We start from the raw sequence: 14,920 nt of genomic DNA on the forward strand, positions 1-14,920 counted from the left end.
CGAGTAAATCGATCTATCGCAGCCTTTTTTACGATTAATATTAATAGAAAGAGGAGGGGTCTAAAGTATGCTTAAGTATATTTTTAAAAGATTAGTTTATATTCTCATTGCTCTCTATATTATTGTCACTGCTACATTCTTTTTAATGAAGTTAGCACCAGGTAGTCCATTTGCAAGTGAACGTGCTTTTCCACCGCAAATAGAAGAACAATTGAATGCGAAATATGGATTGGATAATCCGTGGTATATCCAATATAAGGATTATTTAATTGACACAATCAGCTTTGATTTTGGTGAGTCCATGAAATACAAAGGACGTTCAACAAATGATATTATTTCAGAAAGTTTCCCAATTTCCTTAAGTTTAGGTATTGAAGCCATGATTTTATCTATTGGAATGGGTATTTTATTGGGTGTAATTGCGGCACTTTACCATAATCGTGCTATAGATTATATTTCATCTACTATTGCAGTACTAGGGATATCGGTACCTTCATTTATTTTAGCAGGACTGATGCAATACTTTTTAGCCTTTAAATTAGGTTTATTCCCGGTTAGTGGATGGAAAGGCTTTATTTATAGTATTCTACCTGCTTTTGCAATCGCTATCACACATGCAGGGTTTATTGCAAAATTAACAAGAGCAAGTATGTTAGAGCAAAAGAATAGTGATTATGTCAAGATGGCAAGGGCGAAAGGACTTGGTAAGTGGACAGTAGTATTCCGACATACATTGCGAAATGCATTATTACCGGTTGTTACATATTTAGGACCACTATCAGCTGGAGTTGTAACAGGAAGTTTCATCATCGAGCAAATCTTTGCAATTCCTGGTTTAGGTAAGCATTTCGTTACTAGTATCACTAACCGTGATTACACTGTTATTATGGGAACTACAGTCTTTTATTCAATTATTCTTTTATTTGCAGTACTAATCGTAGATATTTTATATAGTGTCATTGATCCACGTATTAAATTGAAAGGAGCGAAAAAATGATGGTAACAAAACAACATGATAAGATTTCACCTGAAATGTTTGAAATTGTAGGAACTCGCACCGAAGAAAATGAAAAACTTGCTGCTAAATCTGTATCGTTTTGGAAAGAAGTGTTTCTACGATTCCGACAAAATAAACTTGCGATAGTTGGAATAGTCATTTTAGCAATCATTGCGTTAATGGCCATCTTTGTTCCTTTCTTATCACCTTACAGTTATCGAGAACAGTTAGGTATATATAATGCACCACCATCTGCTAGTCACTGGTTTGGTACAGATGATCTAGGACGTGACATTTTTGTGCGTGTATGGGTAGGGGCGCGTATTTCTTTATTTATTGGTATAACAGCTGCCGTTATTGATTTAATCATCGGTGTTCTTTGGGGAAGTATCTCAGGTCTTGCGGGTGGACGTGTAGATAACATTATGATGCGTATCGCGGATGTTCTTTCTGCAGTACCGTATTTACTTGTTGTTATTATTCTACTTGTAGTATTAGAGCCAGGTTTATTACCAATGATTATTGCTTTATCTATTACAGGATGGATTAATATGGCTCGTATTGTTCGTGGGGAAGTTTTATCGATTAAAAACCAAGAGTATGTATTAGCTGCTAGAACTCTTGGTGCAAATACATGGCATTTAATTAAAAAGCATCTTATTCCAAATGCATTGGGTGCAATTTTAGTAACGATGACATTAACGATTCCTTCAGCGATTTTCACAGAGTCGTTTTTAAGTTACTTAGGGTTAGGGGTACCACAACCTACAGCAAGTTGGGGAACAATGGCTTCTGAAGGGAACAAAGCATTAACTTCAGCACCTTGGCGTTTATTATTCCCAGCATTGTTTATTTCACTAACGATTTTCGCATTTAATGCGGTTGGTGACGGCTTACGAGATGCACTTGATCCGAAATTACGTAAATAAAAGAGGTGAATAAGATGCGTAAAAAATTGCTAGAAGTAAAAGATTTGAAGATAAACTTTAAAACATATGCAGGCATTGTACAAGCTGTTCGTGGAGTGAACTTTGATTTATATGAAGGCGAAACCTTAGCGATTGTAGGGGAGTCTGGTTCAGGAAAAAGTGTTACGAGTAATGCGATTATGAAACTGATACCACAGCCACCTGGTATTTATGCGGAGGGTCAAATTTTATTTGATGGAAAAGATTTAGTTCCATTAAGTGAAAAGGAAATGTCAAAAGTACGTGGTAACGACATCTCAATGATATTCCAGGACCCAATGACTGCATTAAATCCAACAATGCGCGTAGGGAAGCAAATAACGGAAGTAATTTTAAAACATACAAAGGTATCAAAAGAAGAAGCAAAAGAGCGTGCAATTAAATTATTAGAACTTGTTGGTATTCCAATGCCAGAAAAACGTTTCCGTCAATATCCACATGAATTTAGTGGTGGGATGCGTCAACGTGTAGTAATTGCCATTGCATTAGCAGCAGATCCAAAACTATTAATTGCCGATGAACCAACTACTGCGCTAGACGTAACAATTCAAGCGCAAATCCTAGAATTAATGAAGGATATTCAAAAGAAACGAAATACATCGATTATCTTCATTACGCATGATTTAGGTGTTGTAGCAAACGTTGCCGACCGTGTAGCTGTTATGTATGCGGGTCAAATTGTGGAGTACGGTACAGTGAATGATATTTTCTATAATCCGAAACATCCATATACATGGGGACTACTTGGCTCCATGCCAGATTTAAAAAATAATGTAAAAGAAGCATTAAGAACTATCCCTGGTTCACCACCGGATTTAACTCAACCACCAAAAGGGGATGCCTTTGCTCCAAGAAATGAATTTGCTTTAGCTATTGATTACGAAATGGAACCACCAATGTTTCAAGTGTCAGAAACACACTTTGCAAAAACATGGTTACTACATCCTGATGCCCCAAAAGTGGAAGTGCCTGAATCAATTTCACGTAGAATTGAAGGTTATTTGAAGGAGGCACAAAGAAATGGCTAAAAAATTACTTGAAGTAAAGAACTTAAAACAATACTTTGGTACTTCTAATAATCCAATCAAGGCAGTTGATGGAATAAGCTTTGATGTTTATGAGGGTGAAACGCTAGGTTTAGTAGGTGAATCTGGTTGTGGAAAATCTACAACAGGTAGATCAATTATCCGTCTATACGACATAACAGATGGTGAAATCCTGTTTAAAGGGAAAAATATTCATGCATCTAAATCTCGCAAAGAAATAAAAGAGTTTAACCGTGAAATGCAAATGATTTTCCAAGATCCATATGCATCATTAAACCCACGTATGACAGCAGGAGAAATTATCGCAGAAGGTTTTGATATTCACGGTCTTTATAAAAATAAAAAAGAAAGACAAGAACGGATTGCGGAATTATTAGAAGCGGTTGGTTTAAACCGTGAACATGCAAACCGTTATGCCCATGAGTTTTCTGGTGGTCAACGTCAACGTATTGGAATTGCGCGAGCATTAAGTTTAGAACCTAGCTTCATTATTGCGGATGAACCGATTTCTGCTTTAGACGTATCGATTCAAGCTCAAGTTGTTAATCTTTTGAAGAAATTACAAAAGGAAAGAAATTTAACTTATTTATTCATTGCCCACGATTTATCGATGGTGAAATATATTAGTGATCGTATCGCGGTAATGTATCGAGGAAAAGTTGTGGAATTAGGTACATCCGATGAAATTTATAACGAACCAATTCATCCATATACAAAATCGCTTTTATCAGCGGTTCCATTACCAGATCCTCTTACGGAGAGAATGCGCCAACGAATTCCGTATTCACATGAAGAATCGGATCAAACAGCGAAATTACATGAAGTAAGACCAGGTCATTTTGTATATGGTACTGAAGAACAAATTAAAAAGTGGAATAAATAATGCTTAAAAGTCAATTTAAACTGCACCTCAATTGTTAGGCAACTAACATGGGAGGTGCAGTTTTTTTATGGAGTGATTTTACATCCCATAATTCGAAATAATGAGAAAATTGTTAATTATTTTTTAAGTATAATTATTAGTGTTGAAATAGTATAATATTTTACATAAAATGTATTTTAAATGTAATTTATTTACAAGTAAAAACCCTATAATATTCGGAAAATATTAATATATCAGAAAAATTTCTTTTTTGTTTATTTATTGCAAACTTTTTGTTAATATAATAAATGTTAATTGTCCACTTTTCTGAAAGTTGATTTTTGCCAAGAAAAGTTTTCTGAAAAATGGGAAATATATATTAACGAAAAATTTAGGGGGAATTTTTATGAAGAAAAAGAACATTCTCCTTCTTACTCTGTTACTTGCTTTATCAGTAGTGTTAACTGCATGTAACTTTGGAGGGAAAGAAGAGGATAAGAGTGCTTCAGAGGATAAAGGTGGAGAAGGCTCAAAAGAAATTAACTTAGTTATTGCTTCTGAACCACCATCACTTCATCCTGGATTAGCTACTGATAGTACATCAGGCGTTATTTTACAAAACGTATTTGAAGGTTTAACAACTGTAAAAGACGGTGAAGTTGTAAACGCCGCTGCAGAAGATGTAAAAATTAGTGATGATCAACTAACTTATACATTCACTTTACGTGATGCTAAATGGTCAAATGGTGATTCTGTAACCGCTTCCGATTTTGAATATGCATGGAAATGGGCATTAAACCCTGCTAATGCATCAGAGTATGCTTCTATTCTTTATCCAATTAAAGGCGCTCAAGCTTATAATTTAGGTGAAGGATCAGAAGAAGATTTAGGTATTAAAGTTGTTGACGAAAAAACTTTAGAAGTTACATTGGAAAATCCAACTCCATACTTCTTAGAATTAACATCATTTAAAACATACTTCCCAATTCACAAAGCAACTGCAGAAGCAAATGATACTTGGTATGCAGAAGCTGGCGAAACTTATGTAACAAATGGTCCTTTCAAATTAACTGAATGGCAACATGGTGGTTCAGTTACTTTAGAAAAAAACGAAAATTATTGGGATGCTGAAAATGTTGCTCTAAACAAAGTAAATATCTCAATGGTTGAGTCTGAAACAACAACTGTTACAATGTTTGACGCTGGAGAAATTGATTTCTTAGGAGCTCCATTCGGAACAGTTGCACTTGATGCAATCGATCGTTATAACGAAGAAGGTATTTTAAATATCGAACCTTATTCTGCAATTTACTGGTACAAGTTCAACACAACTGGTAAATACACTTCAAATGTTAACATCCGTAAAGCGTTAACTCTTGCTGTGGACCGTCAAGGCTTAATTGACAACATTACTAAAGGTGAACAAACACCAGCTCTAGGTATGGTTCCTACTGGGGTTGCGGGATTTGAAGATTCAGAAGGATACTTCAAAGATAATGATATTGAAGGAGCAAAAGCTGCTCTTGAAGCTGGTATGAAAGAGCTTGGTATTACTGACCCAAGCCAAATTGAAATTGGTATTTCTATTAACACTAGTGAAGCTCACTCAGCTATCGCCCAACATATCCAAGAAAGCTGGGTTAAAAACTTAGGTATCAACGTTAAAATTGATAACTCAGAATGGCAAGTTTACTTAGATAAATTAACTGCTTTAGACTTTGATACTGCACGTATGGGTTGGATTGCTGACTACAACGATGCATATTCATTCTTAGAACAATTTGATTCTGCAGAAAACGGTAACAATGATACAGGTTGGGAAAATGCTGATTACGCTGCATTATTACAACAATCTGCAAAAGAAACTGATCCTGCAAAACGTATTGAACTGTTAAAACAAGCAGAAGCAATTGCTATGACAGAATTCCCTGTCGCACCAATTTACTACTACACAAACCTTTCAGTTAAGAAAGATTATGTAGAAAACATGGCACCAGACCAACTTGGTAATATTTACCTAAAATATGTTGATATTAACAAATAATAATTAACAGCTCTGTAATAGTACAAAAGCTGCTTCGATCGAGTTAACTCGATTTAGAGCAGCTTTTTGTACTTATTAATTTTTTTATAATAAGGAGGGGACGATTTTGCTAAAGTATATTTTTAAAAGATTAGTATACATTTTGATTGCTCTGTACATTATCGTATCTGCAACATTTTTCTTAATTCAAATGGCACCTGGTAGTCCCTTTGCAAGTGAACGTGATTTTCCACCGCAAATAGAAGCGCAATTAAATGCTAAATATGGATTAGATAATCCTTGGTACGTTCAATACAAGGATTATTTAATCGATACTGTGACATTAGATTTTGGAGAATCAATGAAATATAAAGGGCGTTCAACAAATGATATTATTGCTGAAAGTTTCCCTATTTCTTTAACTTTAGGGATTGAAGCAATGTTAATTTCAGTAGGTTTAGGAATATTAATGGGAGTTATTTCTGCACTATACCATAATCGCTTACCAGACTATTTGTCGTCTACAATAGCAGTATTAGGTATTTCTATTCCTTCGTTTATTTTAGCAGGTTTAATGCAGTATTTCTTAGCGTTTAAGCTAGATTTATTCCCTGTAAGTGGATGGAAAGGTTTTATCTATAGTATATTACCTGCCACTGCAATCGCTATCACACACGCAGGTTTCATTGCTAAGTTAACTCGTTCAAGCATGTTAGAACAAAGTAGCAGTGATTATGTCAAAATGGCTAGAGCAAAAGGACTTGGTAAATGGACTACAGTATTTAAACATACATTACGAAATGCATTACTTCCGGTTGTTACATACTTAGGCCCATTAACAGCTGGGGTAGTAACAGGTAGTTTCATTATTGAACAAATTTTTGCCATCCCAGGATTAGGAAAACACTTCGTAACAAGTATTACAAACCGTGATTATACAGTAATCATGGGTACAACTGTTTTCTATTCAATTATCCTTTTATTTGCAGTATTAATTGTAGATATTTTATACAGTGTAATTGACCCTAGAATTAAATTGAAAGGAGCGAAAAAATAATGACACAACAACATCAACAATTTGATAAGCTTTCACCTGACATGTTTAAAGTTGTCGGTGGTCGTACAAATGAAAATGAAAAATTGGCTGATAAATCAGTGTCGTTTTGGAAAGAAGTAATGATTCGCTTCTCTCAAAATAAATTGGCGATTTTCGGTATCGTTATTCTAGCTATCGTTGTATTAATGGCGATTTTTGTACCAATATTTTCACCATATAGTTACCGTGAGCAATTAGGGATTTATAATGCCCCCCCTTCTGCAGCCCATTGGTTTGGGACAGATGATTTAGGACGTGACATTTTTGTTCGTGTATGGGTTGGGGCACGTATTTCGTTATTTATCGGGATTACAGCAGCCATTATTGACTTAATCATCGGTGTATTATGGGGTAGTATTTCAGGTTTAGCTGGTGGACGCGTTGATAACATTATGATGCGTATTGCCGATATCTTATCAGCTGTTCCATATCTATTAGTAGTTATTATTTTACTAGTTGTACTAGAACCAGGTTTAATCCCAATGATTATCGCTTTATCGATTACAGGTTGGGTTAACATGGCACGTATTGTTCGTGGACAAGTACTATCGATTAAAAGTCAAGAATTCGTATTAGCTGCAAGAACATTAGGAGCAGGTACAGGACATTTAATTATGCGTCACTTAGTTCCAAATGCTTTAGGAGCAATTTTAGTAACAATGACATTAACAATTCCCTCTGCGATTTTCACAGAGTCATTCTTAAGTTATTTAGGGCTAGGAGTACCACAACCAACAGCAAGTTGGGGAACAATGGCTTCTGAGGGGAATAAAGCTTTAACTTCTGCACCATGGCGTTTATTCTTCCCGGCATTGTTTATTTCGCTAACAATTTTCGCGTTCAATGCGGTTGGTGATGGTTTACGAGATGCATTAGACCCTAAATTACGTAAATAGAAGAAGGTGAAAACGATGAAAAAGAAATTGCTAGAAGTTAATAATTTACAAGTTAACTTCAAAACATATGCAGGTGTTGTTAAAGCTGTACGTGGCGTTAGTTTTGACCTTTATGAAGGAGAAACTCTTGCAATCGTTGGTGAATCAGGTTCAGGGAAAAGTGTTACAAGTAACGCAATTATGAAACTGATTCCACAACCACCAGGAATTTATGCAGGTGGAGAAATATTGTTTGATGGTCGTGATATCGTTCCACTTACAGAAAAAGAAATGTCAAAAGTACGTGGTAATGAAATTGCGATGATTTTCCAAGATCCAATGACAGCGCTTAACCCTACAATGCGCGTAGGAAAACAAATAACAGAAGTAATTCTAAAACATAATAAAAATGTATCTAGTGCAGAAGCAAAAGAGCGTGCAATTAAATTATTAGAACTTGTGGGTATTCCAATGCCAGAAAAACGTTTCCGTCAATATCCACATGAATTTAGTGGTGGGATGCGTCAACGTGTAGTAATTGCCATTGCATTAGCAGCAGATCCAAAACTATTAATTGCCGATGAACCAACTACTGCGCTAGACGTAACAATTCAAGCGCAGATCCTAGAATTAATGAAGGATATTCAAAAGAAACGAAATACATCGATTATCTTCATTACGCATGATTTAGGTGTTGTAGCAAATGTAGCTGATCGCGTAGCTGTTATGTATGCTGGTCAAATTGTAGAGTATGGTACAGTAAATGATATTTTCTATAATCCAAGACATCCGTATACATGGGGACTATTAGGTTCGATGCCTGACTTGAAGAGCAACGAAAAAGAAGAGTTGCGTACAATTCCAGGATCTCCACCGGATTTAATTCACCCACCAAAAGGAGACGCTTTTGCAGCAAGAAATGAATTTGCCCTTGCTATCGATTATGAAATGGAGCCACCAATGTTTAAAGTATCAGATACACATTATGCGAAAACTTGGCTTCTACACCCAGATGCACCGCAAATTCCAATTCCAGATGCAATACAAAAAAGAATCCAAGGCTATTTAGAGGAGGCTGAAAATAATGGCAAATAAATTGCTAGAAGTAAAAAACTTAAAACAATATTTCGGCCCTTCGAATAATCCTATTAAAGCGGTAGATGGTATTAGCTTTGATGTATATGAAGGAGAAACACTCGGTTTAGTAGGAGAATCTGGATGTGGTAAATCCACAACAGGTCGTTCTATTATTCGCCTTTACGATATTACAGATGGAGAAATTTTATTTAAAGGGAAAAACATCCATGCTGGTAAATCTCGCAAAGAGTTGAAACAGTTCAATCGAGAAATGCAAATGATTTTCCAAGATCCATATGCATCATTAAACCCACGTATGACAGCGGGTGAAATTATCGCAGAAGGTTTTGATATTCATGGCCTTTATAAAAATAAACAAGAGCGTCGTAACCGTATTGGAGAGTTGCTAGAAGCTGTAGGATTAAATCGTGAGCATGCTAACCGATATGCCCATGAGTTTTCTGGTGGTCAACGTCAACGTATCGGTATCGCCCGCGCGCTAAGCTTAGACCCAAGTTTTATCATTGCCGATGAACCAATCTCTGCTCTTGACGTATCGATTCAAGCACAAGTAGTAAATCTACTGAAAAAATTACAAAAAGAACGTAACTTAACATATTTATTTATTGCCCATGATTTATCAATGGTAAAGTATATTAGTGACCGAATTGCTGTAATGTATAGAGGGAAAATTGTAGAGTTAGGCTCTGCGGATGAAATTTATAATCACCCAATTCATCCATATACAAAATCTTTATTATCTGCAGTTCCACTTCCGGATCCATTAACAGAAAGAAAACGTCAAAGAATACCGTATAATCATGAGGAAACTACCGAAGAAATGAAAGTGCATGAAGTTTTACCAAATCACTTTGTCTACGGTTCAGAAAGTCAAATTAGAAAATGGAAGAAATAATGGGGGAACCTATCATTTTAAATAGTAGTCTTATATTATAGCCAACGAAAACTATTCGTTGGCTTATTTTTTTCATACAAATTTGTAGAAATTACTTTAGGAAATGAAAGAATACTTCCACACGTACATATACTTTAAAATATTTAAAAACCAAACAATGCAAATCTAAGGAAACTATTTGAATAGGATTAGATTATAAAGTAGCATTATAGTTAATGTGTCGAGATAATTTATACATAAGGAGAGAAGGAATGGAAAGTTGGATCACAACCATAATGGAGGACTTTGGTTATATAGGTGTTTTTCTACTTATCATGTTGGAAAACCTATTTCCACCAATTCCTTCAGAGGTAATCTTAACATTTGGTGGATTTATGACAACTAAAACCGATTTATCGGTTATGGGAGTTGTCATTGCTTCAACGATCGGATCTGTTGCGGGTGCAATTATTTTGTATGGAATTGGAGCTATTGTAGGAATTCATCGTATTGAGCGATTTGTAGATAAATGGGGGAGAATTTTACGATTAACAAGTAGAGATATTCATAAAGCAAATGCTTGGTTTGAAAAGTATGAAGTTTGGACAGTCTTCTTCTGCCGCTTTATACCATTAATTCGAAGTTTAATTTCTTTACCTGCTGGACTAGCTAAAATGCACTTTGGTATTTTCCTTTTGCTAACAACATTAGGGACGTTAATTTGGAATATGGTATTAGTAAATATCGGTGCAGCTGTCGGAGAACAGTGGGAAACAATTGTTCATTATATGGACATTTATTCGAATATTGCCTATGCAGCAATTGCCATTGTGTTTTTTGTCATTGTTATTCGTTTCTATCAAAAGAAGTTGAGAAAGTAATAAATAAAGCAGATCGGGTTTATGCCCGATCTGCTTTTTTATGCAGGTTTTTCTACTTTATCTTTTGGTAAAAAGAACGCTACGACTAATAAAATTGGTAGAATGGAGATGATTTGAATCGTACTTGCGATTCCGATTTTATCAAGTAAAAATCCTATAACAACAGCACCGATTGCTCCCATACCAAAGGCGAATCCTGTTGTTAAACCAGCCATAGTTCCAATTTTACTTGGGACAAGTTCTTGTGCATACACCACTGTAACCGAAAAACTAATCATTATCAATGTGCCAATAATGATTAAAAAGATTAAAACTAACCATATCGGCATGTATGGTAGTAGTAAACAGAACGGTAGTGGCCCAACAACAGATAGTAAGATGACATTTTTTCGACCAATTCGATCTGATAGGGAGCCCCCAAAGAATGTACCAACGACACCACAAGCCATAAAAATGAAAATAAATACTTGTCCTAGACGTAGTGTTAAATCATAATGATCCATTAAATAAAATACATAAAAGTTTGTAATGTTCGTTGTGTAAAATGAACGGGCAAAAATAATGACCATTAAAAGTGTTAAAGCAATACCAACTTGTTTTTTCGTTAAAGGAGGTAGTGATGAAACCAGTACTTTTTTCTTTTTCATTGCTAATTTTTCTGCCTGTAATTGACGAACATACCATCTTGAAATTTTTAATAATATCGCAATTCCAAGTGTTGTGAGTAATAATACAATCGCTGCACCACGTTGACCATAAACGTCTAAAATAAATGCACTAATCAAAGGAGCTAATGCTTGTCCTGAGTTTCCGCCAACTTGATAAATGGATTGAGCTAGTCCTCGTTTATTCCCAGCAGACATAAAAGAGACCCGGGATCCTTCGGGGTGGAAAACTGCCGAACCGAATCCTAAGAATAATACCGAAAGTAATATTAACCAGTATTGCTCTGCTAGTATGAGCATCGTTAATCCAACAAAAGAACTCATCATGCCAATAGGCAACGCAAAAGGCATTGGTTTCTTATCACTTACAAACCCAACAACTGGTTGAAGGGCTGATGAAAACATATTTAATACAAAAGATATAATCCCGAGTTCAGTAAAAGTTAGCCCTAAATCTCGTTCAAGTAAAGGAAACATGGCTGGAACGACAGATTGCATTGTATCATTTATTAAATGAGCTACTCCAATAGCAATCATAACAGGATAAATGGGATTATTAAGAGTAGCTTTAGTTTCACTCATAATGTCTCACCTTCTAATTTCAATTCGTATTTACCATTATACCCCTATATTGTTAATTTCATAGTGAGATTAATGGTGTATTGTAAAATAGTTCATTGTTGCAGAGTAGTTCTCCGTTCCGACCGACGCTTCACGCAGAAAGTTTAGCTCTGTAGCGAAAGGTGAATGCCGCCAGCTACACTCGCTGCCTCCACTACGAACAACAATTCGGTACTAGTAAGTGAAAATAACCTACATTATATATTGTTCATATAGCTATTATCCAGAGCCTAAAAAAAGAAGATTCCAGAATGCCTGGAATCTTCTTTTTTATATTTTAAGTATTAATAAGCTAGACCGTATAAAGCTTTAATGTGTGATAAGTAACGGATATTACTTGCTTCTTTCATTAATGTAGCTGGAAGGCCTTTAAGTGGAATGTTGTTACCACCAACAAGTGCTACACCATCTTTACGTCCAAGGCTTGCAAGTGTTCCTGAGTTAATTGGGTTGAATGGTTCTAATTTTTGACCACGCATTAATGCGAAAATGTTATATCCAGCTGTTTCACCCATTTGCCATGCAACTTGTGCAGTAGGTGGATATAATGGACGACCACCATCAGCAGGAAGAGCAACAGATGCATCCCCAACAACAAATACATCTGGGTGAGATGTTGATTGAAGATATTCGTTAATTGTTGCTTTACCACGATCACAAGCAAGACCTGATTCTTGAACGATTGGAAGAGCAGCAACTCCACCAGTCCAAATGAATGTGTTAGCTGTAATTACAGTGCCATCTTTTAATGAGATTTTGTTTCCTTCTACACCTGTTACAGGTAGGCCAGTTAAGAATTCTACACCACGTTTAGTTAATGACTCAGTAGCACGTTGAATTAAGTCATCTGGAAGTACTGGTAAAATTTTTGGACCAGCTTCAATTAGCTTAATGTTAAGTTCATTGAAATCTACACCGTATTTTTTAGCGATAGCAGGGAAGTTATCGACGATTTCGCCAACAAGTTCTACACCTGTTAAACCGCCACCACCGATTACGATTGTTGCATCAGCTAAATCTTTTGATTGTGCATATGCTTCAATTTTGCTTTCAATATGTGCATAGATACGGTTTGCATCGTCAACTGATTTTAATACCATACTATTTTCTTCTAGTCCTGGAATACCGAAGAAACCTGTTTGGCTACCTAAAGCAACAACTAAATTATCGTAGGATAAAACTGATCCATCTGCTAGGAAAACTTCTTTATTATCAACGTTGAAAGATTTTACTTCTTGAACAACTACGTTAATATCTTTTCCTTTGAATAATTTGTTTAAAGAAAAAGATACAGCAGGTTCTTTAATTGTTCCACCTGCTAAACGGTGTAATTCTGTAATGATTTGATGAGTCGGGTATTTATTTACAACGGTAATTTTCGCTTCATCGTTGCTTGCAAATTGACGTAATTTAAGTGCAGTAAGTAATCCACCATAACCTGCACCTAAGATGACGATTTCTTTTGACATGATTATCCTCCGTCCTTATTAAATTAATGAACTGAATTTATACTTTAAGCTTTACGTTCAGCTTGGATTTGTAAAAATGCGTTGGCAAAACGGAACAGTTTTTGTGCTTCTGGATCTTTTAATAATTTTAGTAATCCAAATAAGCCGATTGTTTCGTTTGTTTCTTCTGCACGATCTTTTGCTTCAATTGCAGCTGAAGCTAAGCCTTTAACAGAGTCGATAACTGGTACTGAAACTTCTTTAATTGCGTTTACAGTATCATTTTTAAGTACGTCATCTGTAGCGACTAATTGAGCCATGTCATAGGCTTTAGTTAGAAGAGTAACAACCTCAGCTAATTTTGGTAATGCTTCTACTAAAGTCGTTAACGATTCTTGAACTTCAGGTTTTAATAATTGATCAAGTATATCTATTTTTTCTTTGCTAACAGCCTGCTGAGCTTGAATCAATTCTTCTGACATTTTCATTCTCCTTTTCCATTGTAGTTTTCTTTTTAACTAAAAAGTTTGAAAAATATTTCACAAATAGCCATTTGTTAAATAAAACATAGCTATTTTACCATTCCCACGTAAAACATCATAATATATAAAAACATAGTAAACAATAGACCTTTTCTAAAAGTATTGATGAAAAACTACAAAAGCACTAAAAATTTACATTGTATTATAAATAATGTCTCACCGCTAGCAATTAAATTTGTTTGGATAAAAATAATTTGGAAAAAAGCTACAAAAAACTACTTTTTTGTGAATATTGTGTACCATAATCACTTTGAATTATACGACTTATTGAAAGGTATTTCTAATAATAAAGTGGCATTTCTATTATTTATATGATAATTCTAAAATTAATCTAAAGTATAGTTTGGAATTATCTAAATTAGTTATGATTATCCTTCGCTACGTGTGTTGAAATGTTCTTTTTAAACTTCTCTTTATAGTTTGTTACTTCCATCAATGCTTGTTCTTCTAGTGGAATGCGAACTGAAAGCATTGCAAAATTTAATAGCGTAAAACATATCGCAGTAAAGTATGCTTGAAACATAAGAGGGAGTACAAGAATTTCAATACATACAACTAAATAGTTAGGATGTCTAAAAAATAAATATGGGCCCTTTTTTACAACATTCGCTCCTGGCAAGATAATAATTTTAGTGTTCCAATATTGTCCTAAAGAAGTTAGACACCAAATACGTAACCCTTGAGTTAATAAAAATAAAATAAAGAGCCAAATAAAAAGAGGGGAAAGTTGTCTGTTAAAAATAAGAATTTCCCCAATTAAACTTATAAAAAAACTTATATGCAGAGCTAACATAAATGGGTAATGGGATTGTCCGACTTCAAATGCACCTAATGATTTCATTTTTTTCTCATTTCTTTTTGCAACGAAAACTTCAACTAGTCTTTGAACGATGACAAAAGAAATGATAGCGACTATGATCATCC

Annotated in this window: 14 protein-coding genes; 10 read left to right on the forward strand and 4 right to left on the reverse strand. The window is 35.0% G+C overall.

Annotation, left to right across the window (positions count from 1 at the left end):
- Positions 1 to 67: 67 nt before the first annotated feature.
- The 10 genes from D8M03_RS02300 (at position 68) to D8M03_RS02345 (ending at position 10,720) form a co-directional block, all read left to right on the forward strand.
- On the forward strand, positions 68 to 997 hold the full coding sequence (locus D8M03_RS02300) for an ABC transporter permease (protein WP_121213064.1): 930 nt from the start codon (positions 68 to 70) through the stop codon (positions 995 to 997).
- A complete protein-coding gene (locus tag D8M03_RS02305) occupies positions 994 to 1,926 on the forward strand; it encodes an ABC transporter permease (protein ID WP_281272144.1) in 933 nt (310 codons plus the stop codon). The genes D8M03_RS02300 and D8M03_RS02305 overlap by 4 nt, the downstream gene beginning before the upstream one ends.
- 14 nt (positions 1,927 to 1,940) lie before the next feature.
- Positions 1,941 to 2,993, forward strand: coding sequence for an ABC transporter ATP-binding protein (locus D8M03_RS02310; RefSeq protein ID WP_121213065.1), 1,053 nt, complete (start codon positions 1,941 to 1,943; stop codon positions 2,991 to 2,993).
- Positions 2,986 to 3,894 carry an ABC transporter ATP-binding protein gene (locus tag D8M03_RS02315; RefSeq protein ID WP_121213066.1) on the forward strand — a complete coding sequence of 303 codons (909 nt, stop codon included), beginning with the start codon at positions 2,986 to 2,988 and terminating at the stop codon, positions 3,892 to 3,894. Before D8M03_RS02310 ends, D8M03_RS02315 begins: the two co-directional genes overlap by 8 nt.
- A gap of 385 nt (positions 3,895 to 4,279) precedes the next feature.
- Entirely contained in the window at positions 4,280 to 5,917 is a 1,638-nt protein-coding gene (locus tag D8M03_RS02320) for a peptide ABC transporter substrate-binding protein (protein ID WP_121213067.1), read from the forward strand.
- A gap of 106 nt (positions 5,918 to 6,023) precedes the next feature.
- Entirely contained in the window at positions 6,024 to 6,953 is a 930-nt protein-coding gene (locus D8M03_RS02325; RefSeq protein WP_121213068.1) for an ABC transporter permease, read from the forward strand.
- Entirely contained in the window at positions 6,953 to 7,888 is a 936-nt protein-coding gene (locus D8M03_RS02330; protein WP_121213069.1) for an ABC transporter permease, read from the forward strand. The genes D8M03_RS02325 and D8M03_RS02330 overlap by 1 nt, the downstream gene beginning before the upstream one ends.
- 15 nt (positions 7,889 to 7,903) lie before the next feature.
- A complete protein-coding gene (locus D8M03_RS02335; RefSeq protein ID WP_121213070.1) occupies positions 7,904 to 8,962 on the forward strand; it encodes an ABC transporter ATP-binding protein in 1,059 nt (352 codons plus the stop codon).
- A complete protein-coding gene (locus tag D8M03_RS02340; RefSeq protein WP_121213071.1) occupies positions 8,952 to 9,860 on the forward strand; it encodes an ABC transporter ATP-binding protein in 909 nt (302 codons plus the stop codon). The genes D8M03_RS02335 and D8M03_RS02340 overlap by 11 nt, the downstream gene beginning before the upstream one ends.
- Before the next feature lie 251 nt (positions 9,861 to 10,111).
- Positions 10,112 to 10,720, forward strand: coding sequence for a DedA family protein (locus tag D8M03_RS02345; RefSeq protein WP_121213072.1), 609 nt, complete (start codon positions 10,112 to 10,114; stop codon positions 10,718 to 10,720).
- Between the two features lie 38 nt (positions 10,721 to 10,758).
- Here D8M03_RS02345 and D8M03_RS02350 read toward each other — a convergent pair whose 3' ends face one another.
- From D8M03_RS02350 to D8M03_RS02365, 4 genes are all read right to left on the reverse strand, one after another.
- Positions 10,759 to 11,967, reverse strand: coding sequence for an MFS transporter (locus D8M03_RS02350; RefSeq protein ID WP_121213073.1), 1,209 nt, complete (start codon positions 11,965 to 11,967; stop codon positions 10,759 to 10,761).
- Positions 11,968 to 12,290: 323 nt separating this feature from the next.
- A complete protein-coding gene (locus tag D8M03_RS02355) occupies positions 12,291 to 13,475 on the reverse strand; it encodes an NAD(P)/FAD-dependent oxidoreductase (protein WP_121213074.1) in 1,185 nt (394 codons plus the stop codon).
- A 44-nt stretch (positions 13,476 to 13,519) separates the two neighbouring features.
- Positions 13,520 to 13,942, reverse strand: coding sequence for a DUF1641 domain-containing protein (locus D8M03_RS02360; RefSeq protein ID WP_414674141.1), 423 nt, complete (start codon positions 13,940 to 13,942; stop codon positions 13,520 to 13,522).
- Positions 13,943 to 14,354: 412 nt separating this feature from the next.
- A complete protein-coding gene (locus tag D8M03_RS02365) occupies positions 14,355 to 14,918 on the reverse strand; it encodes an isoprenylcysteine carboxyl methyltransferase family protein (protein WP_245987428.1) in 564 nt (187 codons plus the stop codon).
- Positions 14,919 to 14,920: the final 2 nt, after the last annotated feature.

It is taken from the genome of Ureibacillus endophyticus, from assembly GCF_003628435.1.
GTDB lineage: Bacteria > Bacillota > Bacilli > Bacillales_A > Planococcaceae > Ureibacillus > Ureibacillus endophyticus.

Excerpts from the sequence above, each read along its gene's own strand:
- D8M03_RS02330 (WP_121213069.1), top strand. The coding sequence starts at position 6,953 with ATGACACAACAACATCAACAATTTGATAAGCTTTCACCTGACATGTTT.
- D8M03_RS02345 (WP_121213072.1), top strand. The coding sequence starts at position 10,112 with ATGGAAAGTTGGATCACAACCATAATGGAGGACTTTGGTTATATAGGT.
- D8M03_RS02350 (WP_121213073.1), bottom strand. The coding sequence starts at position 11,967 with ATGAGTGAAACTAAAGCTACTCTTAATAATCCCATTTATCCTGTTATG.
- D8M03_RS02300 (WP_121213064.1), top strand. The coding sequence starts at position 68 with ATGCTTAAGTATATTTTTAAAAGATTAGTTTATATTCTCATTGCTCTC.
- D8M03_RS02335 (WP_121213070.1), top strand. The coding sequence starts at position 7,904 with ATGAAAAAGAAATTGCTAGAAGTTAATAATTTACAAGTTAACTTCAAA.
- D8M03_RS02310 (WP_121213065.1), top strand. The coding sequence starts at position 1,941 with ATGCGTAAAAAATTGCTAGAAGTAAAAGATTTGAAGATAAACTTTAAA.
- D8M03_RS02305 (WP_281272144.1), top strand. The coding sequence starts at position 994 with ATGATGGTAACAAAACAACATGATAAGATTTCACCTGAAATGTTTGAA.
- D8M03_RS02360 (WP_414674141.1), bottom strand. The coding sequence starts at position 13,942 with ATGAAAATGTCAGAAGAATTGATTCAAGCTCAGCAGGCTGTTAGCAAA.
- D8M03_RS02340 (WP_121213071.1), top strand. The coding sequence starts at position 8,952 with ATGGCAAATAAATTGCTAGAAGTAAAAAACTTAAAACAATATTTCGGC.
- D8M03_RS02355 (WP_121213074.1), bottom strand. The coding sequence starts at position 13,475 with ATGTCAAAAGAAATCGTCATCTTAGGTGCAGGTTATGGTGGATTACTT.
- D8M03_RS02315 (WP_121213066.1), top strand. The coding sequence starts at position 2,986 with ATGGCTAAAAAATTACTTGAAGTAAAGAACTTAAAACAATACTTTGGT.
- D8M03_RS02320 (WP_121213067.1), top strand. The coding sequence starts at position 4,280 with ATGAAGAAAAAGAACATTCTCCTTCTTACTCTGTTACTTGCTTTATCA.
- D8M03_RS02365 (WP_245987428.1), bottom strand. The coding sequence starts at position 14,918 with ATGATCATAGTCGCTATCATTTCTTTTGTCATCGTTCAAAGACTAGTT.